Annotated in this window: 22 protein-coding genes and 1 tRNA gene; 13 read left to right on the forward strand and 10 right to left on the reverse strand. The window is 65.8% G+C overall.

All coding sequences use genetic code 11. The annotated features are described in order from the left end of the window. Window positions 1-2: 2 nt before the first annotated feature. From ihpC to JQ617_RS05110, 10 genes are all read right to left on the reverse strand, one after another. Window positions 3-3,215 carry a divalent metal ion exporter subunit IhpC gene (gene ihpC / locus JQ617_RS05065; protein WP_212024864.1) on the reverse strand — a complete coding sequence of 1,071 codons (3,213 nt, stop codon included), beginning with the start codon at window positions 3,213-3,215 and terminating at the stop codon, window positions 3-5. Further along, window positions 3,208-4,185: a divalent metal ion exporter adaptor subunit IhpB gene (ihpB, locus tag JQ617_RS05070; protein WP_212024865.1), complete on the reverse strand. Its 978-nt coding sequence runs from the start codon at window positions 4,183-4,185 to the stop codon at window positions 3,208-3,210. The genes ihpC and ihpB overlap by 8 nt, the downstream gene beginning before the upstream one ends. Then, window positions 4,182-5,456 (reverse strand): divalent metal ion exporter subunit IhpA, encoded by a 1,275-nt coding sequence (gene ihpA, locus JQ617_RS05075; RefSeq protein ID WP_212024867.1) that lies wholly within the window; start codon window positions 5,454-5,456, stop codon window positions 4,182-4,184. Before ihpA ends, ihpB begins: the two co-directional genes overlap by 4 nt. Before the next feature lie 54 nt (window positions 5,457-5,510). Then, window positions 5,511-5,798, reverse strand: coding sequence for a hypothetical protein (locus tag JQ617_RS05080; protein WP_249156833.1), 288 nt, complete (start codon window positions 5,796-5,798; stop codon window positions 5,511-5,513). A 333-nt stretch (window positions 5,799-6,131) separates the two neighbouring features. Then, a complete protein-coding gene (gene pepT / locus JQ617_RS05085) occupies window positions 6,132-7,382 on the reverse strand; it encodes a peptidase T (protein WP_212024869.1) in 1,251 nt (416 codons plus the stop codon). 105 nt (window positions 7,383-7,487) lie between these two features. Beyond that, window positions 7,488-7,787 (reverse strand): HU family DNA-binding protein, encoded by a 300-nt coding sequence (locus tag JQ617_RS05090; protein WP_212024870.1) that lies wholly within the window; start codon window positions 7,785-7,787, stop codon window positions 7,488-7,490. Between the two features lie 186 nt (window positions 7,788-7,973). Next, window positions 7,974-8,050: transfer RNA gene (locus JQ617_RS05095), tRNA-Asp, on the reverse strand. Between the two features lie 161 nt (window positions 8,051-8,211). Beyond that, a complete protein-coding gene (locus tag JQ617_RS05100) occupies window positions 8,212-8,415 on the reverse strand; it encodes a hypothetical protein (RefSeq protein WP_212024872.1) in 204 nt (67 codons plus the stop codon). A gap of 143 nt (window positions 8,416-8,558) precedes the next feature. After that, the gene (locus JQ617_RS05105) at window positions 8,559-9,854 is read right to left on the reverse strand and encodes a spinster family MFS transporter (protein ID WP_212024874.1); all 1,296 of its coding nucleotides are present in this window, start codon (window positions 9,852-9,854) and stop codon (window positions 8,559-8,561) included. Between the two features lie 69 nt (window positions 9,855-9,923). Further along, complete coding sequence (locus tag JQ617_RS05110; protein ID WP_212024876.1) at window positions 9,924-11,114, reverse strand: aromatic ring-hydroxylating dioxygenase subunit alpha; 1,191 nt, start codon at window positions 11,112-11,114, stop codon at window positions 9,924-9,926. 189 nt (window positions 11,115-11,303) lie between these two features. On the opposite strand from JQ617_RS05110, the gene JQ617_RS05115 reads away from it, so the two are divergent. The 13 genes from JQ617_RS05115 (at window position 11,304) to nuoI (ending at window position 24,495) form a co-directional block, all read left to right on the forward strand. Then, a complete protein-coding gene (locus tag JQ617_RS05115; RefSeq protein WP_212025969.1) occupies window positions 11,304-11,816 on the forward strand; it encodes a MarR family winged helix-turn-helix transcriptional regulator in 513 nt (170 codons plus the stop codon). 179 nt (window positions 11,817-11,995) lie between these two features. After that, window positions 11,996-14,245, forward strand: coding sequence for a TonB-dependent siderophore receptor (locus tag JQ617_RS05120; protein ID WP_212024878.1), 2,250 nt, complete (start codon window positions 11,996-11,998; stop codon window positions 14,243-14,245). 695 nt (window positions 14,246-14,940) lie between these two features. Next, window positions 14,941-15,306 (forward strand): NADH-quinone oxidoreductase subunit A, encoded by a 366-nt coding sequence (locus JQ617_RS05125; protein WP_008136158.1) that lies wholly within the window; start codon window positions 14,941-14,943, stop codon window positions 15,304-15,306. After that, complete coding sequence (locus JQ617_RS05130; protein WP_212024880.1) at window positions 15,297-15,884, forward strand: NuoB/complex I 20 kDa subunit family protein; 588 nt, start codon at window positions 15,297-15,299, stop codon at window positions 15,882-15,884. The genes JQ617_RS05125 and JQ617_RS05130 overlap by 10 nt, the downstream gene beginning before the upstream one ends. Before the next feature lie 11 nt (window positions 15,885-15,895). Next, window positions 15,896-16,507 carry an NADH-quinone oxidoreductase subunit C gene (locus JQ617_RS05135; protein ID WP_063683171.1) on the forward strand — a complete coding sequence of 204 codons (612 nt, stop codon included), beginning with the start codon at window positions 15,896-15,898 and terminating at the stop codon, window positions 16,505-16,507. 2 nt (window positions 16,508-16,509) lie between these two features. Continuing rightward, entirely contained in the window at window positions 16,510-17,706 is a 1,197-nt protein-coding gene (locus JQ617_RS05140) for an NADH-quinone oxidoreductase subunit D (protein WP_145666028.1), read from the forward strand. Further along, entirely contained in the window at window positions 17,706-18,668 is a 963-nt protein-coding gene (locus tag JQ617_RS05145; RefSeq protein WP_212024882.1) for an FkbM family methyltransferase, read from the forward strand. Before JQ617_RS05140 ends, JQ617_RS05145 begins: the two co-directional genes overlap by 1 nt. Before the next feature lie 12 nt (window positions 18,669-18,680). Next, window positions 18,681-19,292, forward strand: coding sequence for an NADH-quinone oxidoreductase subunit NuoE (gene nuoE, locus JQ617_RS05150; RefSeq protein WP_027559486.1), 612 nt, complete (start codon window positions 18,681-18,683; stop codon window positions 19,290-19,292). Further along, complete coding sequence (locus tag JQ617_RS05155; RefSeq protein WP_212024884.1) at window positions 19,292-19,498, forward strand: hypothetical protein; 207 nt, start codon at window positions 19,292-19,294, stop codon at window positions 19,496-19,498. Before nuoE ends, JQ617_RS05155 begins: the two co-directional genes overlap by 1 nt. Window positions 19,499-19,513: 15 nt before the next feature. After that, window positions 19,514-20,839: an NADH-quinone oxidoreductase subunit NuoF gene (gene nuoF / locus JQ617_RS05160; RefSeq protein WP_212024886.1), complete on the forward strand. Its 1,326-nt coding sequence runs from the start codon at window positions 19,514-19,516 to the stop codon at window positions 20,837-20,839. A 5-nt stretch (window positions 20,840-20,844) separates the two neighbouring features. Further along, a complete protein-coding gene (gene nuoG / locus JQ617_RS05165) occupies window positions 20,845-22,920 on the forward strand; it encodes an NADH-quinone oxidoreductase subunit NuoG (RefSeq protein ID WP_212024888.1) in 2,076 nt (691 codons plus the stop codon). Between the two features lie 4 nt (window positions 22,921-22,924). After that, window positions 22,925-23,992, forward strand: coding sequence for an NADH-quinone oxidoreductase subunit NuoH (gene nuoH / locus JQ617_RS05170; RefSeq protein ID WP_156527639.1), 1,068 nt, complete (start codon window positions 22,925-22,927; stop codon window positions 23,990-23,992). 14 nt (window positions 23,993-24,006) lie between these two features. Next, window positions 24,007-24,495 carry an NADH-quinone oxidoreductase subunit NuoI gene (gene nuoI / locus JQ617_RS05175; protein ID WP_026232873.1) on the forward strand — a complete coding sequence of 163 codons (489 nt, stop codon included), beginning with the start codon at window positions 24,007-24,009 and terminating at the stop codon, window positions 24,493-24,495. Window positions 24,496-24,504: the final 9 nt, after the last annotated feature.

A 24,504-nucleotide genomic window follows, 5' to 3' on the forward strand; every position in this document is an offset into this window, starting at 1 on the left:
ACCTAGTGCTCCCCGGACGCCGCCAGATCGGGCACCATTGTAGGCGTTTCGCTCGCCGCGTCACGCCGGAACAGCACGTAGAGTGCCGGCAGCACCAGCAGCGTCAGCACCGTCGAGGAGATGATGCCGCCGATCACGACGGTCGCCAGCGGCCGCTGCACCTCGGCGCCGGCGCCGGTGGCGAGCGCCATCGGCACGAAGCCGAGCGAGGCGACCAGCGCCGTCATCAGCACGGGCCGCAGCCGCGTCAGCGCGCCCTCGCGTACGGCCTCCGCAACGGGACGCCCCTCGCTGCGCAGCCGCTCGATGAAGGCGATGATGACGAGGCCGTTGAGCACGGCGACGCCCGACAGCGCGATGAAGCCGACGCCGGCGCTGATCGACAGCGGGATGCCGCGCAGTAGCAGGGCCGCGACGCCCCCGGTCAACGCCAGCGGCACGCCGGAGAACACCAGCGCCGCATCCGCCGCCGATCCCATCCCCATGAACAGCAGCAGGAACACCAGCAGCAGCGCGACCGGCACCACGATGGTCAGCCGCTTGGTGGCGGAGACCAGCTGCTCGAACTGTCCGCCCCAGCCGATCCAGTAGCCCGGCGGCAGCTTGACCTTCTCGGCCACGGCGGCCTGCGTCTCGGCGACGAAGGAGCGCAAATCGCGCCCGCGCACGTTGGCCATCACCACGACGCGGCGTTTGCCGTTCTCGCGGCTGATCTGGTTGGGGCCCGGCGCGATCTCGACCGCCGCGACCGAGGATAGCGGCACGTAGCGCAGTGCCGGACCCGCCGTCCCCGACCAGGCCGTCTTGGTGACCGCGGCGGCATCCTCTCCCGGCGGCAGCGGGATCGGCAGCGACTTGATGGTGTCGGGGTTGGCACGCAGGCTTTCCGGCAGCCGCACCACGATGTCGAAGCGGCGATCGCCCTCGAACAGCTTGCCGACCGGTTTGCCGCCGATCGCGATCTCGACGAGGTTCTGCACCTCGCTGAGGCTGAGGCCGTAGCGCGACAGCGCCTGGCGGTCGAGCTTGACGGTGAGGATCGGCAGGCCCGCGACCTGCTCGGTCTTGACGTCGGCGGCGCCCTCGATGCCGCGCACGATGCCGTTGACCTGCTGGGCGATGCCCGCGAGCACGTCGAGATCGTCGCCGAAGATCTTGACGCCGACGTCGCTGCGGATGCCGGCGATGAGCTCGTTGAAGCGCATCTGGATCGGCTGCGTCATGCCGTAAGCCGTGCCGGGCAGGGTGTTGGCGGCGCGCTCGATCTCCTCGATCACCTCATTCTTCGGCTTATCGGGATCGGGCCATTCCTCGCGCGGCCGCAGGGTGACATAGGTGTCGGCGACGTTGGGCGGCATCGGATCGTTGGCGATCTCGGCGGTGCCGACCTTGGAGAAGATGGTCGCGACTTCCGGAACCTGCTTGACGGCTTGCTCCAGGCGAAGCTGCATGTCGACGCTCTGGGTCAGGCTGGTGCCGGGAATCCGGATGGTCTCGATGGTGATGTCGCCTTCGTCCAGGCTCGGAATGAACTCGCCGCCCATGCGCGTCGCGGCAAAGACACTGCCGGCGACGATCAGCACCGCGATGAACGCGACGCTGCCGCGATAGCGGATTGCGCGGTCGAGCAGCGGCACATAGAACCGCTTGGCCGCCCGCATGAAGATGTTCTCCTTCTCCGAGACCTTGCCCGTGACGAAGATCGCAACCGCGGCCGGCACGAAGGTGACGGACAGCAGCGCGGCACCGGCGAGCGCCATCAGCACGGTCAGCGCCATCGGCGTGAACATCTTGCCCTCGGTCCCGGTCAGGGTCAGGACCGGCAGGTAGACCACGGCGATGATCAGCGTTCCGAACAGGCTCGGCTTGATGACCTCGCTGCTCCCGGCGCGGATGGTGTCGAGGCGTTCGTCCAGCGTCAGCAGCCGGCCGCGCCGATGCTGCTCGGTAGCGAGCAGCCGCAGGCAGTTCTCGACGATGATGACGGCGCCGTCGACGATGATGCCGAAATCGATGGCACCGAGACTCATCAGATTGGCGCTGACCCTGCTCTCGACCATGCCCGTGATCGTGAACAGCATGGAGAGGGGGATGACGCAGGCCGTGATCAGCGCGGCGCGGATGTTGCCGAGGATCAGGAACAGCACCGCGATCACCAGTGCCGCGCCCTCGATCAGGTTCCTGGCGACGGTCTGGATGGTCGCCTCCACCAGATGCGTGCGGTCGTAGACGGCGCGCGCGATCACGCCGTCGGGCAATGACTTCGCGATCTCCGTGAGCCTCGCCTTCACGCGCTGGGCAACCGTGCGGCTGTTCTCGCCGATCAGCAGCATGGCGGTGCCGAGCACCGTCTCCTTGCCGTTGGCCGAGGCCGCGCCGCTGCGCAGGTCCTGGCCTTCCTGGACGTCGGCAACGTCGCGGATGCGCACGGGCACGCCGCCGCGCGAGCCGATCACGATGTCGCGGATATCCTCGATATTGGCGACCTGACCGGGGGCGCGGACGAGATATTGCTCGCCGTTGCGCTCGATATAGCCGGCGCCGACATTGGCATTGTTGGCGGCGAGCGCCGTCATGATGTCGCGGAAGCCGAGCTTGTAGGCCATCAGCCGGCCCGGGATCGGCAGCACGTGGAACTGCCGCTCATAGCCGCCGATCGAGTTGACCTCGACCACGCCGGGAATGGTCCGCAGCTGCGGCTTGATGATCCAGTCCTGGATGGTGCGCAGCTCGGTCGGCGTGAACTCCGTACCCGTCGGCGACTTCGCGCCCGCCTTGGCTTCGACGGAGTAGACATAGATCTCGCCGAGCCCGGTCGAGATCGGCCCCATCGCGACCTCGGTGCCCGCAGGCAATTGCTCCTTCGCCTGCTGGATGCGCTCATTGACGAGCTGGCGCGCGAAATAGATGTCGGTGCCGTCCTGGAACACGACCGTGACCTGGCTCAGGCCGTAGCGCGAGATCGAGCGGGTGTAGTCGAGCCTGGGTAGGCCGCCCATGGCGGTCTCGAGCGGGAAGGTGATGCGCTGCTCGGCTTCGAGCGGCGACAGGCCCGGCGCGCGCGTGTTGATCTGGACCTGAACGTTGGTCACGTCGGGCACCGCGTCGATCGGCAGCCGCGTGAAATTCCAGGCGCCAAAGGCGCCGGCGGCGAGCGCGAGCAGCACCACCAGCCACCGCTGGCGAACGGAGAAGGCGAGGAGCGCGTCAATCATGATCGGCGTCTCCCTTCCCCATCTCCGCCTTCACGACGAAGCTGTTCTCGGCGACGTAGCGCTCGCCGGCCGACAGGCCGGCGCGGATCTCGACGAATTTCGGGTCGGAATCGCCAAGCTCGACGGGACGCGCCTCGATCTTGTCGCCGTCCTCGCGGACGAACACGATGGTCTTGTTCTCCAGCGTCTGGATTGCGCTCCGGCGCACGGCGACCGCGACATTGCGGGCGGCGAGGATCAGCCGGGCCGTGACGAACAGGCCGGGCCGCAGGCGCCCTTCCGGGTTCGGCAGCACCACACGCGCCAGCGCGGTCTGGGTCTCGCTGGAGCCGATCGGCGCCATGTAGGAGATGGTGCCCTTGATCTCGCCGCGGCCGTCGTCGGGATCGATCAGCACCTCGTCGTTGAGACGGACGCGTTTCAGGTCCTGCCGGTAGATCGACAGATCGACCCAGATGGAGGAGAGATCGGCGACGACGAAGGCCGGCTTCTGCTCGGAGGCGTATTCGCCGAGCGAGATCTGCCGCTCGATCACGGTGCCGGCGATCGGCGCCTTCAGCTCGTAGACCGTGAGGCTCTGATTGCTCTCGATCGCCGCCAGCAGGTCATCCTTGCCGACCTTGTCGCCGATCCGCTTCTGGATCGATTTTGCAATTCCGGGAAAGCGGGGCGTGACCTGGACGACCGCCTCCTGGTTCGCGCGCAGGATGCCGTTGAACGACAGCGTGTCGGTCAGCGTCGCGCTCGCGGCTTCCGCCAGGGTCACGCCGGCGGCGGCCAGCTTGACGTCGGAGATGCGAATGCGGTCGGCACCGTGCTCGTCCTGCTCGACATGGTCGTTCGGCTTCTCCGGCTTCTTCTCTTCGGCGTGCTCGATGTGCGCAACCTTGGCAGGGGCGAGCAGCGAGTAACCGTAAGCCCCGAGCGCGGCCGCGACGACAGCTATGAGGAGGGTGGAGGATGCCTTCATCGCGCGCTCTCCCGGGCCAGCGCAAAGGGATTGCCGACGAGGCCTTCGATGGTGGCAACGCCGACGTGGAAGTTCTGCTGTGCTTCCTGCTCGCGCAGCCGCGCTTGCGTCACGCTGGCCTGTGCGTCGAGCACTTCGAGCAGGGTGAAGCGGCCCTGGCCGTAGCCCTGCGAGATCGCCTCGGACGCCTCGACCGCCTTGGGGATGGCGGTCTCGCGCAGCACGGCGAGCTCGCGCAGCGAGCCCTGCACCGAGTCGTAGGCGCGGCCGGCGATCACGATCAGCGTGTTGCGGTTGGCCTCGCGCTCGGCTTTGGTCTTGGCGAGGCTTTCCTGCGCCGAGAGGATGTTGCCCTGGTTCTGGTCGAACACGGGAATCGGCACGGAGACGGTGAGCCGCACCGCATCGTCATTGCTCTCGTTGAAATGGCGCCAGCCCGCGGCGATCCGCACGTCGGGATAGGGCTTGAGGCGCGCGATCAGCAGCTCGGCGTTGCGCTGGGCGAAGACTGCGGTCCAGCGCACCAGCTGTGGATTGGCATCGATGGCGGCGATCACCGACTGGAAGGTCGGCGGCCGCCCGGTGGTGTCGAGCCGTCCGGAGACCTCGCCGAATTTCGCCGCGGGATCGCCCATCAGCACCGCAAGCTCGCGCCGGGCGCTCGCCAGCGTCGCCTTGAGGCGCTCGCGGTCGGCCTTCACCAGCGCGGAGGCGACCTCGGCGCGGCCGGTCTCGGCCGGGGAGGAGGCGCCGGCTTCGACGCGGCGGCGAAGCAGCGGCGTCAGCCGGTCGATCGCGGCGATCTGCTCGTCGAGGATCTGGATGCGCCGCTGCGCGCCGAGCACGCTGAGGAAGGCGATAGCGGTCTCCGACAGCACCTCCAGCCTGACCGCCTTGCGCTGGATCGCGGCGACCTCGATGCCGGCCTGTCCGGCGGCGATCCTGGCGTCGCGCTTGCCGAACAGCTCGAAAGCCTGGCTGATCTGGAGCGTGGTCTCGGCCGATCGGGTGCCGCGATAGATGCCGGAGCCAAACGAATTATCCTGCTCGTAGGACAGTTCCGGATTGAGCAGCGCGCCCGCCTGGATGCGCTGGCCCGTGGCGATGCCGACATCGCGCTCCGCCGCCGTGAGGCGCGGGCTCGCGGCCAGCGCGCGCGAGAGCGCCGCGCGCATGGACAGCGTCTGGGCGTGCGAGGCCGCCACCAGGGCTGGGCTGATGAGAATAGCCACCGCGCACGCGATGCGCGCGGCCGTCCGTCTGCAAGACATGAATAGAACCTGTGAAGGAGAACCGATGGGCGCTCGTAACGCCCGGCTGATCCGTCAGGTCAGGTGTTTTGGAGGCGGGGAGGTGGTGTCGGGTGCTATGCCGGCGAGCGCCGGTTGCCGCTGCGAGACCGGCGCGGCGATCACATCGGCCCCAGCTTCCGCGTGCACCTGCGGTGCAACGGCGACGGAGAAGCAGCCATGGCAGTGATGGCCCGCAAGTGCCTTGTGATCTGCGTGGCCGGAGGCAGCCTCATCGAGGATCGAGGCGATCTCCGAGCCGCCGGACGGGCTGGTCACGTCGATGTCGTGCGCCCCGTGAAGCGTGCCCGACAGCAGGTACATGATGGCAACGAACACGGCCACGAGCCCACGCCAATTGCGCGTGCGGCTCGATCGATAGGCGCTGTCGGTGACGATCACGGTCTGACTCAAGTTCCCCAATCCGGTTGCGGTAGCATGGCGGCCGCAACACTGTCGACCTGCAACATTGTTACTTCCGGGGAACTCGATGTCGCACGGCCCCAAACACGGAAAGGCCCCAGCCCGGGGCTGACCGGCTGAGGCCTCATGTGCTCACAATCTTCAATCCTTGGGACTTGAGCTTCCAACACGCTCCCTACCGGATCGTTCCGGCGCGGCTGGAATTATTTTGCCCGCAGCGGGGAGGAGCGGCGCCTACGCCTTCTCCTCCCAGATCATCGCGAGATGCACGATGGTCTGCACCGCCTTCTCCATGTCCTGCCGGCTGACCCATTCCAGGCGCGAGTGGAAGGCGTGCTCGCCCGCGAAGATGTTGGGGCAGGGCAGGCCCATGAAGGACAGGCGCGAGCCGTCGGTGCCGCCGCGGATCGCGGTGCGCATCGGCCGCAGGCCGGCGCGGCGGATCGCCTCGATGGCGTATTCGAGGATGTGCGGGTGACGGTCGATCACCTGCTTCATGTTGCGGTATTGCTCGCGGACCTCGAACGTGTAGGTCGAGCGCGGATAGTCCTTCATCACGTCCTTGACGATGTTCTCGAGCAGGGCCTCCTTCTCCTTCAGCCCTTCCTCGGTGAAGTCGCGCACGATGAAGGAGAGGCTCGCCTGCTCCAGCGCGCCCTCGATGCCGATCGGATGCAGGAAGCCCTGCTTGCCCGAGGTCGTCTCCGGCGAGCAGCCTTCCCTGGGCAGCCGCTCGACGATGGCGGCCGCGATCTTGATCGCGTGCTCCATCTTGCCCTTGGCGTAGCCGGGATGGGCGCTGACGCCGTTGATGGTGATGGTGGCTCCGTCGGCCGAGAAGGTCTCGTCCTCGACGCTGCCCGCGCTTTCGCCATCCATGGTGTAGCCGAAATCGGCGCCGAGCTTCTTGAGGTCGACATTGTCGACGCCGCGGCCGATCTCCTCGTCGGGCGTGAACAGGATCTTGATGGTGCCGTGCTTCACGTCGGGATTGTTGATGAAGAAATACGCGGCATCCATGATCTCGGCGACGCCGGCCTTGTTGTCGGCCCCGAGCAGCGTGGTGCCGTCGGTGGTGATGATGTCGTTGCCGATCTGGTTCTTCAGCGCGGGATGCTCGGCAAAGCGGATCACCTGGTTGGGATCGCCCGGCAGCACGAGGTCGCCGCCGCGATAGTTCTTCACTAGCTGCGGCTTGACGTCCTTGCCGGTGACGTCGGGCGAGGTGTCCATGTGCGAGCAGAAGCAGATCACCGGCACCTTCTTGTCGGTGTTGGCCGGGATCGTCCCATAGACGTAGCCGTAATCGTCGAGATGAGCGTCGGCGACGCCGATGGCCTTCAGCTCGGTGACGAGCACGCGGCCGAGATCCTTCTGCTTCTCGGTCGAAGGCGAGCGCGGGGATTCGGGATCGGACTGGGTGTCGATGGTGACGTAGCGCAGGAAGCGCTCGGTCACGGTGTGCGAAAAGGTGAGGGAGGTCATTTCTGTTCAAACCGCCGGGGCTTTGGGGAAGCTGGCGGTATATCAGAAAAGCGGGCCAGGTTGCGCCGGAACGACGCTGGATCAGGCTTAACGATCGGTAAGCGGCTAGATCGCCTCTTTCAGCTCCTTGACCGGGCGGAACGCCACCTTCTTGCTGGCCTTGATATGGATGGCTTCGCCGGTGGCGGGATTGCGGCCGGTGCGGGCGGCCCGTTTGCGGACCTGCAGGATGCCCAGGCCCACGATTCGGACCCGGTCGCCCTTCTTCAGGTGCTTGGTGATCAGCTCGACCATGTCGGTCAGGACGGCCTCGGCGTGCTTTTTCGACAGGTCCTGGCTCTCCGCGATGTCGGCGGCGAGCTGCTTGAGCGTGATGGTGGCGGGAGCGGCTGCCTTTTTCGCCATATCTGGCCTCCTCAATGACAGGGAAGCCCCGGAAAAGCCGGAAAAGCGTGGGGATCCCTTCCTAAGTCCTGGAAGGCGTAGACGATTCGGGCGCGGGCTGACTATGCCACGGGTTCCCGACATGGCGGGCAATGCCGCCAAAGGCATCGAGATGTTCGGGCTAAGACTATGAAGGGGTTGCCAAAATGGCGCGAGAGACGGGGCTCGAACCCGCGACCTCCGGCGTGACAGGCCGGCGCTCTAACCAACTGAGCTACTCCCGCGTGGCTCGCTGAACGCGCGCGGAACGAGGGGGGACTTAAAGGCGGGGCTGAGTGAAGTCAAGGACGTTGCGCTTCGTCCGCGCATCTCGCCTAAGCATTGCTTTGGAAAACGAAAAAGGCCGCCCGGCGGCGGCCTTTGGTCAGCCCGGAACGGGGCTGAGTCAGCGAATCTCGGACGTGCCCGCGCTGGTGACCGCAACCGGCTTGCCGGCCTTGATCACGTGGGTCGACTGGGCGGTCTGGCTGTAATCGGCGTTGGTCCGGGCGGCGATCCCGAAACCGGCCACTGCAATGCCGGCAACCAGCGCCACCACCACGATCTTCAGGTGGGTCGCACGATCAGCAGAATGAATTGAGTGGTTCATATGAGCCTCCCGACGGGCTTAGCCGCCGTCTATGGGCTCATCTTCTAAGGACCATCTGTTTCCGGATGGTTTCGCGGGTTCCGCAAAATGGTTTCATCTGGCGGTCCGGAGGGTTTCTCTGGGCTGCCGCCCCTGGGCGGCTTTCAGGCCGCCGCCCGCCCGATATCGCTCCGGATGCTTCGCGCCGCCCAGACGAACAGGAGGGCGCCGAGCGTGGTCGTGACCGCCGCCGAGAGCAGGGAGTAGCGTACGGCGTCCGCGCCATAGCTGCCCTTCAGGGCATCGTTGACGACGCCCACGGCGAGCGGACCGACGCCCTGACCGAAGCAGGTGGCGGTGAGCGCGATCAGCGCCGAGGCCAGCGCCCGCATGCTGGGCTTGGCGACCGTCTGCGCGATCGCGAAGATCGGGCCGAGATGGAAGCCGACCAGGAACGAGGTCAGCGCCAGCATCGCCACCATCATCGCGAAATCCTGCGTCAGCATGCAGAGCGCGAAAACCGGGCCGGCGAGGCCGGAGGTGATCGCAGGCGCCCACAGCTTCCAGCGGTCGTCACGGCGGCTGATCTGCGCCACCACGAACCCGCCGAGCAGGGTGCCGGCCATGCCGGCGAGCCCTTTGAAGGTGCCGGCATAGGTGCCGATCTCGGCGCTCGACAGATGGTGCACGCGCGCCAGGAACGGCGGGATCCAGGCCGCGGTCGCGTAGTTCGTGTAGGTGGTGAGGCAGAAGCCGATCAGCACGACGATGAAGCTCCGCTGCGAGGCGAGGAAGCGCAGCGTCGGGCCGAGCGGCTCGGGCACGAAGCTCTCCTGCATCGCGCCGCGCTTCGGCTCGGAGATCGTCAGCCACAGCACCAGCGCGAGCAGGATGCCGGGCAGGCCGGCGACATAGAACGCCATCCGCCAGCCATAGTGCTGGTTGACGTAGCCGCCGACGAAATAGCCGAGGAAGACGCCGAGATAAGTGCCGATGGCGTAGATGCCGAGCGCGCGCGGGCGCTCGTTCTTGGCGAAGAGATCGGCGACGATCGACTGCGAGGCGGGGGAGCCCGCGGATTCGCCGATGCCGACGCCGATCCGCGCCAGCGCCAGCGAGGTCAGGCTGGTGGCGGCGCCGCACAGCGCCGTCATCGCACTCCAGAACGCGAGGGCGACGGCGACGATGTTGCGCCGGTTCATCCGGTCGGCGACGCGCGCGATGGGGATGCCGAGCAGGGAATAAAACAGTGCGAAGCCGAAGCCCGCGAGCAGGCCCATCATGGTGTCGCTGAGCTGAAACTCCTTCTTGATCGGCTCGATCAGGACATTGAAGATCGTGCGGTCGAGGAAATTCAGCGCGTAGATGATGGTGAGCAGGCCCAGGACGTAATAGCGCCGCGCCGAGGGCTTTGCCGCGGCCGCCGCTTGCACCGACATCTGTGACGTCACATCGACCATCGCTTCCCCCAATTTGTCTTTGTTTTGTCTTTGTTGCCGTCACCCGTCCAGCCCCTGAAGGCTGTCGGCTCAGCCCTCGCGGATGTAATTCCCCGCTTCGAACTCGACCGGCGGCGCGCCTGCATCGAACGAGATGCCGATCGGATCGCGACCTGCTTCCATCGCTTCCAGCTGGTCGGTCAGCATGCGCCGGATCATCAGGATGCCGCGGTCGCTCTGGCCGAAATGCTCCTCGGAATGGACCGTCACCTCGCCCTGGCCTACCTGGGCCTCATAGTCGCCCGGGAATTTCTGGTGCTCTTCCTCGGTCATGTCCCACCAGAACTTGCCGTTGAATTTCGAGCGCATGCGGCTGATGTCGCCGGGCGCCTTGACGCGGCCGGCGACATAGATGCGGAACGACGTGTCGTCGATCGGCAGGACCCAGCCGATCGACTCGACGCGGGCGAACTGCGCGACGCGCGGGTTCGGCACCACGCGCAGCGTCGGCAGTGCCGCCTCGCTGACGCGGTAAAACACCTTGCCGTCGTCCTGCTTGCGCTCGGAGCGCACGAGCACGCCGCGCGGCGATTTCTCGAACTTCACCGCCGGGATGGAGGCCATCATGTTGGTGAATTGCGGGCCCGAGAACGAGCCGTGCAGCACCGGCACGTGGTAGGGATCGACGACGTTCTCGAAATGCTGGAGCCAGTTGCAGGGGATGATCGCGGGGCCGCCGCCGCCGATCGATGAATCGTCGGCCTCGACCAGCTCGCCGTCGTCCATGTTCTCCAGGCACTCATAGTGCGGCAGCACCGGGCGTTTCTCCGCCGGGCCCATATAGGCGAAGATCAGCCCGTAGCGCTCCTCGACCGGATACCAGGGCTGGCGCACCTTGTCCTTGAACTGGCCGCCCTCGGGCTCGCAGGGCTGCTCCAGGCAGTGGCCTTCGGTGTCGAACTTCCAGCCGTGATAGCAGCAGCGGATGCCGTCCTCCTCGACCTTGCCATAGTAGAGCGTGGTGCCGCGGTGGCAGCAGCGCGCGTGCAGCAGGCCGGCGCGGCCATGCTTGTCGCGGAACAGCACCAGATCCTCGCCGAGCGCGCGCACCTTCTTCGGCGTGTCGGTGGCGTCACCGACGAGGCCGACCGGATGCCAGTAGCGGCGGAGCAGTTCGCCCATCGGCGTGCCGCGCACGACCGAGGTGAGCTCGATGCGCGTGTGCGCCGGCTTCATCGCGTAGGCCGTGCCGAGATCGCGATCCCGCTGGGTGATGGTCATGCTGATCCTCCCGCCGGCCGCGCTGACCGGGCCTTCTCGATGTCTTGTTGACGTCTTGGGAGCAGTGAAAAATAAATCGATGACAATGTCAACGATCTTCTAAATGCCTCTTAATCGCATTTGAGGAGAACGGCCGGGCCGCGGCGGCTCAGGCTTGGCAGCGCCGGGCTTTCTTGGCAGAGGTGGATGATGAACGAGACACCGAGCAGGGACGGGTGGACGGCCCCCGAGGCGAGCAAGAGCGAACCGGCGCCGGTCACCGTGATGCTGTCGTCGCGGCTGATGGTGCTGGCCAATCTGCTCAAGCGCGGTGCCATCCTCCGTTACAAGCGGCTGACGGGATTGTCCTCCGTCGAGTTCGGTCTCGTTGCCTCGCTCGGCCGGCGTCCGCCGATGAGCGTGGCGCGGCTCGCCGAGGCGGTCGGCCAGGACAAGGGGCAGATCAGCCGCGCGCTGGCCAATCTGGTGTCGCGCAAGCTGATCGCGAAGTCGGCAAATCCGAAAGATAGCCGCGAGGTGCTGATCTCGCTCACCGCGGCGGGCCTCGCCGCCCATGATGCGATCGTCGCAGGCGCGCAGGAGCGCAACCGCCGCCTGTTGGAAAGTCTGAGCCCCGCCGAGTTCGAGATGCTGCTGCAGCAGGTCGATCAGCTCACGGCGATCGCGGCCGACATGCTCGAGAGCGAGAAGAACGCGCGCTGACGCTTCGATCGTGCCCGGGAACAATGGATCGGTTCTAAGAGTCGCTCTAAGAAGTTTTCAATTAGGGAAATCGCGCGCGCTCACATAAGCGTCGCCCTTGGGCGCATGCCGTTGCCGGGACACGGCGGCATGACGCAGCAAACATGCAGCTTCGGGGTGGCGCGTTGAACAGTCTTGGAATGCTGCGGTCTGCCGTGTTGGCGACCGCATCCGCTTGGGTTTTGGTGCCGCAGGCATCGCTCGCACAATCATCCGCGCAAAGCGGCGCGCAGAACCTGCCATCGGTGACGGTCACCGCACCGGAAGCGCGCCGCCGCGCACCCGCGGCTGCGGTGCGCAGCGCGCCGCGGCGGTCGGTGCAGACCGCGAACAGGAGCAAGCCGCAGCCGCAGCGCAATGCCGGTTTCGTCGAGACGCCGCGCGGCCCGGTGAACGGCTATGTCGGCAAGCGCAGCTCGTCCGGCACCAAGACCGACACGCCGATCATGGAGACACCGCAATCGGTGTCCGTCATCGGCGCGGAGCAGATCCGCGACCAGAAGCCGACCAAGCTCGACGAGGTGCTGCGCTACACCGCCGGCGTGCGGGCAGGGACCTTCGGCGCGGATACGCGCAACGACTGGTGGCTGATCCGCGGCTTCAAGTCCGACGATATCGGCCTGTTCCTCGACGGCATGCAGCTGTTCTATACGGCTTATGCGAGCTGGCGGATTCCGCCGTCCAACATGGAGCGCGTCGAAGTGCTGCGCGGCCCGTCCGCCGTGCTCTATGGCGGATCGAGCCCGAGCGGCATCGTCAACGTCATCAGCAAGATGCCGCCGACCGAGCCGATCCGCTACATCGAGACCGGCGTCAACAATTTCGGCAACGCCTATGTCGGCTTCGACGTCGGTGGTCCCGTCGCAACGCAGCCGCAGGACGGCAAGCTGTTCTATCGCGTCGTCGGCGAGGTCAGGAACGGCGGCACGCAGGTCGACTTCACGCCCGACAACAATTACTTCATCGCGCCGTCGTTCACCTGGAAGCCGGATGCCGACACCTCCTTCACGGTGCTCGCCTCGGCGTCGAAGACCGACACCCGCGGCATCAACTTCCTGCCGTACCAGGGCACGGTGACCGGCGCGCCGTTTGGCAAGATCCCGACCAGCTTCTTCGTCGGCGATCCCAGCGTCGACAAGTTCACTCGCGAGCAGGAGATGCTCGGCTACCAGTTCGAGCGGCATCTCACCGACGATCTGACGTTCCGGCAGAACGCGCGGTTCGCGCATATCGACCTGACCTATCGCGGTTACATCGGCAACGGCTGGGACAACATCAACACGGCCACGATGGGCCGTTACAATTGGTATGCGAAGGACACCGCCAACCAGGCCAATCTCGACAACCAGCTGGAGTACCGCTTCAACACGGGGCCGGTACGGCACACCATGCTGTTCGGCGTCGATCTGAGAGGATACCAGATCGACGACTACCAGAACTTCAATTTCGGCACGGTTCCCTCGATCAACGTCTTCAACCCGGTCTACGGCACCAACGTTCCGCTGACGGGGGCGCCGTTCCGCAACTTCCTGATCACGCAGAAGCAGGCGGGCACCTATCTGCAGGACCAGATGAAGCTCGGCAATTTCACGCTGGTCCTGAGCGGCCGCAACGATTGGGTCGAGACGACGCAGGCTGCCCGTGACACAGGCTCCACGGTCGCCAGTCGCGACGACAGCAAGTTCAGCGGGCGCGCCGGGCTGATCTACAATTTCGACAACGGCATCGCGCCCTACGTCTCGTATTCCACGAGCTACAATCCGGTGATCGGCCTCAACGCCGCCAATCAGTTGTTCCTGCCCGAGACCGGACAACAGGCCGAGATCGGCGTGAAGGTCGCGCCGAAGGGCTTCGACGGCTATTTCACCGCCTCGGTCTTCGACCTGAAGCGTCAGAACGTGTCGACCACCGCAGGCACGGTGTTCCTGCAGAACCAGACTGGCGAGGTGACCTCGCGCGGCATCGAGCTCGAGGCGGTGGCCAACGCGACCAAGGAGCTGAAGCTGATCGGCGCCTTCACCGCCTATCATCTCTTCAACACCAGGGACCTCGATCCGTCGCTGGTCGGCAAGACGCCGACCAATACGCCTCAGCTGCTGGTCTCGGGCTGGGCGGACTACACGTTCAAGGATGGTCCGCTTGCCGGCTTCGGTGTCGGTGGCGGCGTCCGCTACGTCGGCTCGTCCTGGGCCGATCCGGCCAACACCCTCGAAGTTCCCGCGGTGGTGCTCGGCGACCTCGCGCTCCACTATGAGTGGCAGAACTGGCGCACGGCGCTGAACGTGATCAACGTGACCGACAAGATCTACGTCGCGAGCTGCTCGTTCCCGACGTCGTGCTTCTACGGCGACCGCCGGCGGGTCACCGCCAGCGTCTCCTACAAATGGTGAGGCCAGGGTGAGGACGGGCGAGGGCAGTCTCGCGCCGGCCTGATCCCGTCCTCCTCACTGTCCTGCCGACCGGACGACCGCCGATCTTCCCTCGGGGGAGATCGATGAGCTCAGGCCATGCCCCCCGGCCGGAAGCTCATGCGAGCGCGGCGCGTGCGACGACCCAGCAAGTCGCCGCCGCGCTCGCGGTCGGTCGGGTCCGGAGCCGCCCCGACGCATTCGCCAGACGGGCCCCGGACCCGTCGTGATGCATGGCTCGTCCGATTGTCTCTGCTGCGCCGGTCCTGGCCACGACCGCGATCATCTGCGCGGTCCCTGCGGTGACCGTCGGCAATATGTCGCCGGGGTGACGGAACGGGCCCTCCGCACCGCGTCATGGCCCGGCCATGGGTGCGCCGCCGCACGAAAAATCCGAGCATTTTGCCCCGATGCTGCGTGACGGAGAGCTGCCGCGCTCTATGCACCGCAATCTCGGAACGGCCGCCGTGCAAAACTGCCGTCACCCTTGCTGGGCTGGGCGATCTGCTCCATACCAGCCGCGGGGTGATTCCGGGATTTCCACCGTTCTGGGGGCGACAAAGGGCCTAAAAAGAGCGTGTCTTGCGCCCATTGGTGCACTGCGCTAAGGCTCAGAATAATTCCAAATCGGGACGAATCCGCGGCTCCCCCGACGTCGCGGGAAAAAGGGCTCGCCAATGAGCGGCATTCTGCAGAACTATCTTCCACTCGTCGTCTTTATAGGGGTAGCGGGCCTCATCGGCCTCGTGCTGCTGATCGCGCCGTTCATCGTCGCGTTCCAGCAGCCGGACCCGGAAAAGTTGTCGGCGTATGAGTGCGGATTCAACGCTTTCGACGACGCGCGAATGAAGTTCGACGTCCGCTTCTATCTGGTCGCCATCCTCTTCATCATCTTCGACCTCGAGGTGGCGTTCCTGTTTCCCTGGGCGGTGGCGTTCGGCAAGCTTGGCGCGACCGGCTTCTGGTCCATGGTGGTGTTTCTCGCCGTGCTGACGGTCGGGTTCGCCTATGAATGGAAGAAGGGAGCACTCGAATGGGATTGAACCCTGCAACGTCCGCCGGTCCGGTGATTGCGCCGGCCGCCAAGGGCATTCTGGATCCGTCGACCGGCAGGCCGGTCGGGGCCAATGATCCGTTCTTCCTCGAGGTCAACTCCGAGCTGTCCGACAAGGGCTTCTTCGTGGCCGCGACCGACGACCTCATCACCTGGGCCCGCACCGGCTCGCTGATGTGGATGACCTTCGGTCTCGCCTGCTGCGCCGTCGAGATGATGCAGGTGTCGATGCCGCGTTACGACGTCGAGCGCTTCGGCTTCGCCCCGCGTGCCTCGCCGCGCCAGTCCGACGTGATGATCGTCGCCGGCACCCTGACCAACAAGATGGCCCCGGCGCTGCGCAAGGTCTACGACCAGATGCCCGAGCCGCGCTACGTCATCTCGATGGGCTCGTGCGCCAATGGCGGCGGCTACTATCACTATTCCTACTCGGTCGTGCGCGGCTGCGACCGCATCGTGCCGATCGACATCTACGTGCCGGGCTGCCCGCCCACGGCGGAAGCGCTGCTGTACGGCGTGCTGCTGCTGCAGAAGAAGATCCGGCGCACCGGCACCATCGAACGCTAAGGTTTTACGTCATGGACGACGGCAAGCTCGACGCCCTTGGGCAAACGATCGTTAGCGCGCTTCCGGGCGCCGCCACCGGTCACACGGTGGCCTTCAACCAGCTCACGGTTGATGTCGAGGCCAGCAAGATCGTCGAGGTGGTCAAGTACCTCCGCGACGATCCGAACTGCCGTTTCGTCAACTTCACCGACATCACGGCCGCCGACTATCCGTCGCGCGACAAGCGCTTCGACGTGATCTACCACTTCCTGTCGCCGACCCTGAACACCCGCATCCGTCTCAAGGCGCAGGCCGACGAGACCACGCAGGTGCCGTCGTTGATCGAGATCTTCCCCGGCGCCGACTGGTTCGAGCGCGAGGCCTACGATCTCTACGGCGTGTTCTTCGTCGGCCACCCCGACATGCGCCGCATCCTCACCGATTACGGTTTCGAGGGTCACCCGCTGCGCAAGGACTTCCCGCTCACCGGTTTCGTCGAGGTCCGCTACGACGACCAGGAGAAGCGGGTCGTGTACGAGCCCGTCCGGCTCAACCAGGAATTCCGCAAGTTCGATTTCCTCTCGCCGTGGGAAGGGGCGGACTATCCGCTTCCCGGTGACGAGAAGGCGGGACCGAAGGCCTGATCATGAACGAGCAACCCGAACAGCTTCGCAATTTCACCATCAACTTCGGGCCGCAGCATCCGGCGGCGCACGGCGTGCTGCGCCTGGTGCTGGAGCTTGACGGCGAAATCGTCGCCCGCGTCGATCCCCATATCGGCCTGCTTCACCGCGGTACCGAGAAGCTGATCGAGCAGAAGACCTATCTGCAGGCGATCCCGTATTTCGACCGCCTCGACTACGTCGCGCCGATGAACCAGGAGCACGCCTTCTGTCTCGCCGCCGAGAAGCTGCTCGGCATCGAGGTGCCGCGCCGTGGCCAGCTCATCCGCGTGCTCTATTGCGAGATCGGCCGCATCCTCTCCCATCTTCTGAACGTCACCACGCAGGCGATGGACGTCGGCGCGCTGACCCCGCCGCTGTGGGGCTTCGAAGAGCGCGAGAAGCTGATGGTGTTCTACGAGCGCGCCTCCGGCAGCCGCATGCATGCAGCCTTCTTCCGCGTCGGCGGCGTGCATCAGGACCTGCCGCAGAAGCTGGTCGACGACATCGAGGCCTGGTGCGATCCGTTCCTGAAGGTCGTGGACGATCTCGATCGCCTGCTCACCGCCAACCGCATCTTCAAGCAGCGCAACGTCGACATCGGCGTGGTGCCGCTGAAGGAAGCCTGGGAGTGGGGCTTCTCCGGCGTGATGGTGCGCGGCTCGGGCGCGGCCTGGGACCTGCGCAAGTCGCAGCCCTATGAATGCTACGCCGAGATGGATTTCGACATCCCGATCGGCAAGAACGGCGACTGCTACGACCGCTACCTGATCCGCATGGAAGAGATGCGCCAGTCCGTGCGCATCATGAAGCAGTGCATCCAGAAGCTGAACGCAGCCGACGGGAAGGGCCCCGTCGTCGTCGAAGACAACAAGGTCGCTCCGCCCCGCCGCGGCGAGATGAAGCGCTCGATGGAAGCGCTGATCCACCACTTCAAGCTCTATACCGAAGGCGTTCACGTGCCGGCCGGCGAGGTCTATGCCGCGGTCGAGGCGCCCAAGGGCGAGTTCGGCGTCTATCTGATCTCGGACGGCACCAACAAGCCCTACAAGTGCAAGATCCGCGCGCCGGGCTTTGCCCATCTGCAGGCGATGGACCACATCTGCCGCGGCCATCTGCTCGCCGACGTCTCGGCCATTCTCGGCTCGCTCGACATCGTGTTCGGAGAGGTCGATCGGTGATGGCGCAGGCGCCAATCCAGTTTGACCGCGCCTCGGGGGCCCTTGAAGGGGCCAACCTGTGGGAGCGGACGGCTGCGTTGGCGCTGGTGACGGGATCGAAGATCTCCTCGCACTTCTCGCACATGGGCTACATCGCCTGCGCCAACCTGCTGCGCAAGACGCTGCCGGAGCGCAACATCGCGATCAGGCTCAATCCCGACGCCGTGTTCGAATTCCCCTATGGCGACGGCTATTGGAGCAAGCTGCTCAACCGCTCTTACAATTACGAAGACGAGCTCGAGCTGCTGTTTTCCGACTCGATCGACGTCGACTACACGCTGCTCGATTGCGGCGCGAATTACGGCTACTGGTCCGTGCTGGTCTCGAGCAAGCCGTTCGGCGCACACAAGGCGATCGCGATCGAACCGTCCGGGCAGAACTATCCGAAGCTCGCCAACAACGCCCGCGTCAACGCCAGTCGCTTCGAGACCATGAAGTGCGCGATCGGCTCTGCCCGCGGCACCGCGCGTCTGTCGGGCACCAAGCACGAGGCCTTCAGCATCGCCGGCGATCCGTCGGCGGGCGGCGAGGAGGTGCCGGTCATTTCGCTCGACAACCTCATCGATGACGGCAAGGTCGCGGCATCGGGCAAGTACCTGATCAAGCTCGACGTCGAGGGCGTCGAGATCGAGGCGATCAAGGGCGGCGCCCGGCTGCTTCAGGCCGACAGCGTCATCATGTGCGAGGAGCACGGCAGCGACCGCTCACATGCGGTGTCGCGCTACATCCTCGAGCAGACCCCGCTGAAGCTGATCGTGTTCGATCCGCGCAGCAACCGGATGGAGACCGTGACCGAGCTGTCGATCCTCGACCGCATCAAGGTCTCGACCCACGTCGGCTACAACGTTTTCGGCACCGCAAGCGCATTCTGGCAGGACAGGATCGAAGCCCTTAATGCCAAGACCGCGCGCCGCATGCAGTGAGAGATTGAAGATATGTCCGTTCGCCGATTAGCACCGAAGGAAGTCCAGCCCGCGAGCTTCGCGTTCACGGAGGAGAACCTCGCATTCGCCAAGCAGCAGATCGCGAAATATCCGGCCGGCCGGCAGGCCTCCGCGGTCATCGCCATTCTCTGGCGCGTTCAGGAGCAGCACGAGGGCTGGGTGTCGGAAGCCGCCATCCGCGCCGTCGCGGACCTGCTCGACATGCCCTATATCCGCGTGCTGGAGGTCGCGACCTTCTACACGATGTTCCAGCTCGCCCCCGTCGGCAAGAAGGCCCATGTCCAGGTCTGCGGCACCACGCCGTGCCGGCTGCGCGGCGCCGAGGATCTGATCCACGTCTGCGAGCACCGTATCCATCACGAGCCCTTCCACCTCTCCAAGGACGGCAATTTCAGCTGGGAGGAGGTCGAGTGCCTCGGGGCCTGCGTGAACGCGCCGATGGTGCTGATCGGCAAGGACACCTATGAGGACCTGACCAAGGAAAGCTTCGGCAAGGTGCTCGACGGCTTCGCTTCGGGCAATCCGCCCAAGCCCGGTCCGCAGAACGGCCGCCAGTTCTCGGCGCCGATCACCGGGCCGACCACGCTGAAGGAGATCACCTGATGCGTGATCTCTCGCAGCCTTCGGTGCAGGGGAGTGGTGCCATGAAGAAGTGGGGCTTCATCGCAATGCATGCCGCCGTGGCGGCTGCCTTCATCTTCCTCCTGCAACGCTTCAGCCTGAACGCGTCGCTGGAATCCAGCCTGCTCTGGGCGCTGACGTTTGGCGTCTGCGCCGCCGGACTTGCCTACAAGCAGTCCATTCGTTGATCGGAAAGCACTGATATGCTCGAGGACAAGGACCGCATCTTCAAGAACCTCTACGGCCTCCACGACTGGGGGCTCGAGGGTGCGCGGCGCCGCGGCGCTTGGGATGGTACGAAGAACATCATCGACAAGGGCCGCGACTGGATCATCAACGAGATGAAGGCGTCGGGCCTGCGCGGCCGCGGCGGCGCCGGCTTCCCGACCGGTCTGAAGTGGTCCTTCATGCCGAAGGAATCGACCGACGGCCGTCCGAGCTACCTCGTCGTCAACGCCGACGAGTCCGAGCCCGGCACCTGCAAGGATCGCGAGATCATGCGGCACGATCCGCACCTCCTGATCGAGGGCTGCCTGATCGCGAGCTGCGCGATGAACGCGCATGCCTGCTACATCTATGTCCGCGGCGAATTCATCCGCGAGCGCGAGCATCTCCAGGCCGCGATCGACCAGGCCTATGAGGCCAAGCTGGTCGGCAAGGACAACGTCAACGGCTGGCCGTTCGACATCTATGTCGCGCACGGCGCCGGCGCCTATATCTGCGGCGAAGAAACCGCGCTGCTCGAAAGCCTCGAAGGCAAGAAGGGCCAGCCGCGCCTGAAGCCGCCGTTCCCGGCCAATGTCGGCCTGTTCGGCTGCCCGACCACGGTCAACAACGTCGAGTCCATCGCGGTCGCGCCCGACATCCTTCGCCGCGGCGCCGCCTGGTTCGCCGGCATCGGCCGTCCGAACAATGTCGGCACCAAGCTCTTCTGCATCTCCGGCCATGTCGAGCGGCCCTGCAACGTCGAAGAGGCCATGGGCATTCCGTTCCGCGAGCTGATCGACAAGCATTGCGGCGGCATCCGCGGCGGCTGGGACAACCTCAAGGCCGTGATCCCCGGCGGCTCGTCGGTGCGCATGGTGCCGGCCGAGCAGATCATCGACACGCCGATGGATTTCGACAGCCTGAGCAAGCTGCGCTCGGGCCTCGGCACCGCGGCCGTGATCGTGATGGACAAGTCCACCGACCTGATCCGCGCCATCGCCCGCATTTCGTACTTCTACAAGCACGAGAGCTGCGGCCAGTGCACGCCGTGCCGCGAGGGCACGGGCTGGATGTGGCGCGTCCTGACCCGCATGGCCGACGGTCGCGCGCACAAGCGCGAAATCGACATGCTGCTCGAAGTGACCAAGCAGGTCGAAGGCCACACCATCTGCGCGCTCGGCGACGCGGCGGCCTGGCCGATCCAGGGCCTGATCGCGCATTTCCGTCATGAGATCGAAGCGCGCATCGACCAGTATTCGCACAAGGCCGACATCGACGATATCGGCGTCCGCGATCCCGTGAACATGGTCGCGGCGGAGTAGAGAGAATGACCAAGCTCATCATCGACGGCAAAGAGATCGATGTCCCCGCCGAATACACGCTGCTTCAGGCGTGCGAGGCGGCCGGCGCCGAGATTCCGCGCTTCTGCTATCACGAGCGCCTGTCGATCGCCGGCAATTGCCGGATGTGCCTCGTCGAGGTGAAGGGCGGCCCGAAGCCGGTGGCGAGCTGCGCCTGGGGCGTGCGCGACTGCCGTCCGGGCCCCAAGGGCGAGCCGCCGGAGATCTCGACGCGTTCGCCGATGGTGAAGAAGGCGCGCGAAGGCGTGATGGAATTCCTTCTCATCAACCATCCGCTGGACTGCCCGATCTGCGACCAGGGCGGCGAGTGCGACCTGCAGGACCAGGCGATGGGCTATGGTGTCGACACCAGCCGCTTCGCCGAAAACAAGCGCGCGGTCGAGGACAAGTACCTCGGCGCGCTGGTCAAGACCTCGATGAACCGCTGCATCCAGTGCACGCGCTGCGTCCGCTTCTCGGCGGAAGTCGCCGGCGCCCCCGAGATGGGCGCTACCGGCCGCGGCGAGGACATGGAGATCACGACCTATCTCGAGCACGCCCTGACCTCGGAATTGCAGGGCAATCTCGTCGACATCTGCCCGGTCGGCGCGCTGACCTCGAAGCCCTATGCCTTCGCGGCGCGCCCGTGGGAGCTCGGCAAGACCCAGTCGGTCGACGTCATGGATGGCGTCGGCTCGGCGATCCGCGTCGACACCCGCGGCCGCGAAGTGATGCGCGTGCTGCCGCGCATCAACGAGGCCGTGAACGAGGAGTGGATCTCGGACAAGACCCGTCACATCGTCGACGGCCTGCGCACCCAGCGCCTCGACCGGCCCTATATCCGCGAGGCCGGCAAGCTGCGCGCGGCGAGCTGGCAGGAGGCCTTTGCCGCGATCGCTTCGAAGGCGGCGCGCACCGACGGCAAGCGCATCGGCGCGATCGCAGGCGATCTCGCCGGCGTCGAGGAGATGTTCGCGCTGAAGGATCTGCTGTCGAAGTACGGCTCGGGCAATCTGGCGGTGCAGGGCGGTGACGCCTTCGATCCCGCGCTTGGCCGCGGCTCCTACATCTTCAATCCGACGCTCGTCGGTGTGGAGCAGGCCGATGCGCTGCTCATCATCGGCGCCAATCCGCGCAAGGAAGCGGCCGTGTTCAACGCCCGCATCCGCAAGCGCTGGCGCGCCGGCGGCTTCAAGGTCGGCGTGATCGGCGCCAAGGCCGATCTGACTTACGACTATGATCATCTCGGCGCAGGCACCGAGACGCTCGGCGAGCTCGCAGCCGGCAAGCACTCCTTCATGGACGTGCTCAAGAACGCCAAGCACCCGATCATCCTGGTCGGCGCGGGCGCGGCTGCCCGTCACGACGGCGCCGCCATTCTCGCCGCCGCCGCCAAGCTCGCGCTCGACGTCGGCGCGCTCAAGGACGGCTGGAACGGGTTTGGCGTGCTGCACGAAACCGCCTCGCGCGTCGGCGCGCTCGACATCGGCTTTGCGGCCGGTCAGGGCGGCCTGAACGCCGCGCAGATGACGACCTTCGGCACGCTCGACCTCTTGTTCCTGCTCGGCGCCGACGAGATCAAGGCGCCGGACGGCACCTTCGTCGTCTATATCGGCACTCATGGCGACCGCGGCGCGCACCGCGCCGACGTGATCCTGCCGGCGGCCGCCTACACCGAGAAGTCCGCGATCTACGTCAACACCGAAGGCCGCGTGCAGATGACCGGCCGCGCCGCGTTCCCGCCGGGCGAAGCCCGCGAGGACTGGGCGATCATCCGCGCGCTGTCGGAAGCGCTCGGCAAGAAGCTCGGCTACGACTCGCTGTCGGCGTTGCGTCAGGCGGTCTTCAAGGCCGTGCCGCATCTGATCCGTCTCGACCAGATCGAGGCCGGCTCCGCCGACCAGATCAAGAAGCTGGCAGGCAAGGGCGGCTCGCCCGAGAAGGCGCCGTTCAAGCCGCTGGTCGAGGACTTCTATTTGACCAACCCAATCGCGCGTGCGTCCGCCGTGATGGCGGAATGTTCGCGGCTTGCCTCCGGGCAGATGCTGACCGCAGCGGAGTGAGCTGATGGAATTCTTCGAAAGCGCATTCTGGACCGGCTTCCTCTGGCCGCTGATCATCATGGTCGCGGAGAGCGTCCTGGTGCTCGTCGTCCTCCTGGTCGCGATCGCCTACATCCTGCTCGCCGACCGCAAGATCTGGGCGGCGGTGCAGATCCGCCGCGGCCCGAACGTGGTCGGACCCTGGGGCCTGCTGCAGTCCTTCGCCGACCTGCTCAAGTTCGTGCTGAAGGAGCCGATCATCCCGGCCGGCGCCAACAAGGGCGTGTTCCTGCTGGCGCCGCTGGTGTCGTGCGTGCTCGCGCTCGCGGCCTGGGCGGTGATCCCGACCAATCTCGGCTGGGTGATCTCCGACATCAATGTCGGCATCCTCTTCATCTTCGCGATCTCGTCGCTGTCGATCTACGGCATCATCATGGCCGGCTGGTCGTCGAACTCGAAATACCCGTTCCTGGCGGCGCTGCGCTCGGCGGCGCAGATGGTGTCCTATGAAGTCTCGATCGGCTTCGTCATCATCACGGTGCTGCTCTGCGCCGGCACGCTGAACCTGTCGGCCGTGGTCGAGGCCCAGCATGTCCGTGGCCTTGCCAGCCTGATCGGCCTGCCGCAGCTCACCATCCTCAACTGGTACGTCTGGCCGCTGTTCCCGATGTTCGTGGTGTTCTACGTCTCGGCGCTGGCGGAAACCAACCGTCCGCCCTTCGACCTCGTCGAAGCGGAATCCGAGCTCGTCGCCGGCTTCATGGTGGAATACGGCTCGACGCCGTACCTGCTGTTCATGCTCGGCGAGTACGTCGCGATCGTCACGATGTGCGCGATGGCCACGATCCTGTTCCTCGGGGGCTGGCTGCCGCCGGTGGACCTGCCGCCCTTCAACTGGGTGCCGGGGATCATCTGGTTCTCGTTGAAACTGTTCTTCATGTTCTTCCTGTTCGCGATGGCAAAGGCGATCGTGCCGCGCTACCGCTACGACCAACTCATGCGTCTCGGCTGGAAGGTGTTCCTGCCGCTGTCGCTGGCGATGGTGGTCGTGGTGGCGGGCGTGCTGCAGTTCGCCGGCATCGCGCCGAAGTGAGGGCCGTCATGGGTATCAACATCAACGCCACTGCACGCTCGCTCCTGCTGTCGGAATTCGTCTCGGCGTTCTTCCTCGCCATGCGCTATTTCTTCCAGCCGAAGCCGACGCTGAACTATCCGTTCGAGAAGGGCCCGATCTCGCCGCGCTTCCGCGGCGAGCATGCGCTGCGCCGCTATCCGAACGGCGAAGAGCGCTGCATCGCCTGCAAGCTCTGCGAAGCGGTCTGCCCGGCGCAGGCCATCACCATCGAGGCTGGCCCGCGCCGCAACGACGGCACCCGCCGCACCGTGCGCTACGACATCGACATGGTGAAGTGCATCTATTGCGGCCTCTGCCAGGAGGCCTGTCCGGTCGACGCCATCGTCGAAGGTCCGAACTTCGAGTTCGCGACCGAGACCCGCGAGGAACTGTTCTATGACAAGGCCAAGCTGCTCGCCAACGGCGACCGCTGGGAACGCGAGATCGCGAAAGCGATCGAGCTCGACGCGCCGTACCGGTGAGGTGAGGGC

This window comes from Bradyrhizobium sp. KB893862 SZCCT0404 (genome assembly GCF_018130885.1).
Taxonomy (GTDB): domain Bacteria; phylum Pseudomonadota; class Alphaproteobacteria; order Rhizobiales; family Xanthobacteraceae; genus Bradyrhizobium; species Bradyrhizobium stylosanthis.

Excerpts from the sequence above, each read along its gene's own strand:
- ihpC (WP_212024864.1), bottom strand. The coding sequence starts at position 3,215 with ATGATTGACGCGCTCCTCGCCTTCTCCGTTCGCCAGCGGTGGCTGGTG.
- ihpB (WP_212024865.1), bottom strand. The coding sequence starts at position 4,185 with ATGAAGGCATCCTCCACCCTCCTCATAGCTGTCGTCGCGGCCGCGCTC.
- ihpA (WP_212024867.1), bottom strand. The coding sequence starts at position 5,456 with ATGTCTTGCAGACGGACGGCCGCGCGCATCGCGTGCGCGGTGGCTATT.
- JQ617_RS05080 (WP_249156833.1), bottom strand. The coding sequence starts at position 5,798 with ATGTACCTGCTGTCGGGCACGCTTCACGGGGCGCACGACATCGACGTG.
- pepT (WP_212024869.1), bottom strand. The coding sequence starts at position 7,382 with ATGACCTCCCTCACCTTTTCGCACACCGTGACCGAGCGCTTCCTGCGC.
- JQ617_RS05090 (WP_212024870.1), bottom strand. The coding sequence starts at position 7,787 with ATGGCGAAAAAGGCAGCCGCTCCCGCCACCATCACGCTCAAGCAGCTC.
- JQ617_RS05100 (WP_212024872.1), bottom strand. The coding sequence starts at position 8,415 with ATGAACCACTCAATTCATTCTGCTGATCGTGCGACCCACCTGAAGATC.
- JQ617_RS05105 (WP_212024874.1), bottom strand. The coding sequence starts at position 9,854 with ATGGTCGATGTGACGTCACAGATGTCGGTGCAAGCGGCGGCCGCGGCA.
- JQ617_RS05110 (WP_212024876.1), bottom strand. The coding sequence starts at position 11,114 with ATGACCATCACCCAGCGGGATCGCGATCTCGGCACGGCCTACGCGATG.
- JQ617_RS05115 (WP_212025969.1), top strand. The coding sequence starts at position 11,304 with ATGAACGAGACACCGAGCAGGGACGGGTGGACGGCCCCCGAGGCGAGC.
- JQ617_RS05120 (WP_212024878.1), top strand. The coding sequence starts at position 11,996 with ATGCTGCGGTCTGCCGTGTTGGCGACCGCATCCGCTTGGGTTTTGGTG.
- JQ617_RS05125 (WP_008136158.1), top strand. The coding sequence starts at position 14,941 with ATGAGCGGCATTCTGCAGAACTATCTTCCACTCGTCGTCTTTATAGGG.
- JQ617_RS05130 (WP_212024880.1), top strand. The coding sequence starts at position 15,297 with ATGGGATTGAACCCTGCAACGTCCGCCGGTCCGGTGATTGCGCCGGCC.
- JQ617_RS05135 (WP_063683171.1), top strand. The coding sequence starts at position 15,896 with ATGGACGACGGCAAGCTCGACGCCCTTGGGCAAACGATCGTTAGCGCG.
- JQ617_RS05140 (WP_145666028.1), top strand. The coding sequence starts at position 16,510 with ATGAACGAGCAACCCGAACAGCTTCGCAATTTCACCATCAACTTCGGG.
- JQ617_RS05145 (WP_212024882.1), top strand. The coding sequence starts at position 17,706 with ATGGCGCAGGCGCCAATCCAGTTTGACCGCGCCTCGGGGGCCCTTGAA.
- nuoE (WP_027559486.1), top strand. The coding sequence starts at position 18,681 with ATGTCCGTTCGCCGATTAGCACCGAAGGAAGTCCAGCCCGCGAGCTTC.
- JQ617_RS05155 (WP_212024884.1), top strand. The coding sequence starts at position 19,292 with ATGCGTGATCTCTCGCAGCCTTCGGTGCAGGGGAGTGGTGCCATGAAG.
- nuoF (WP_212024886.1), top strand. The coding sequence starts at position 19,514 with ATGCTCGAGGACAAGGACCGCATCTTCAAGAACCTCTACGGCCTCCAC.
- nuoG (WP_212024888.1), top strand. The coding sequence starts at position 20,845 with ATGACCAAGCTCATCATCGACGGCAAAGAGATCGATGTCCCCGCCGAA.
- nuoH (WP_156527639.1), top strand. The coding sequence starts at position 22,925 with ATGGAATTCTTCGAAAGCGCATTCTGGACCGGCTTCCTCTGGCCGCTG.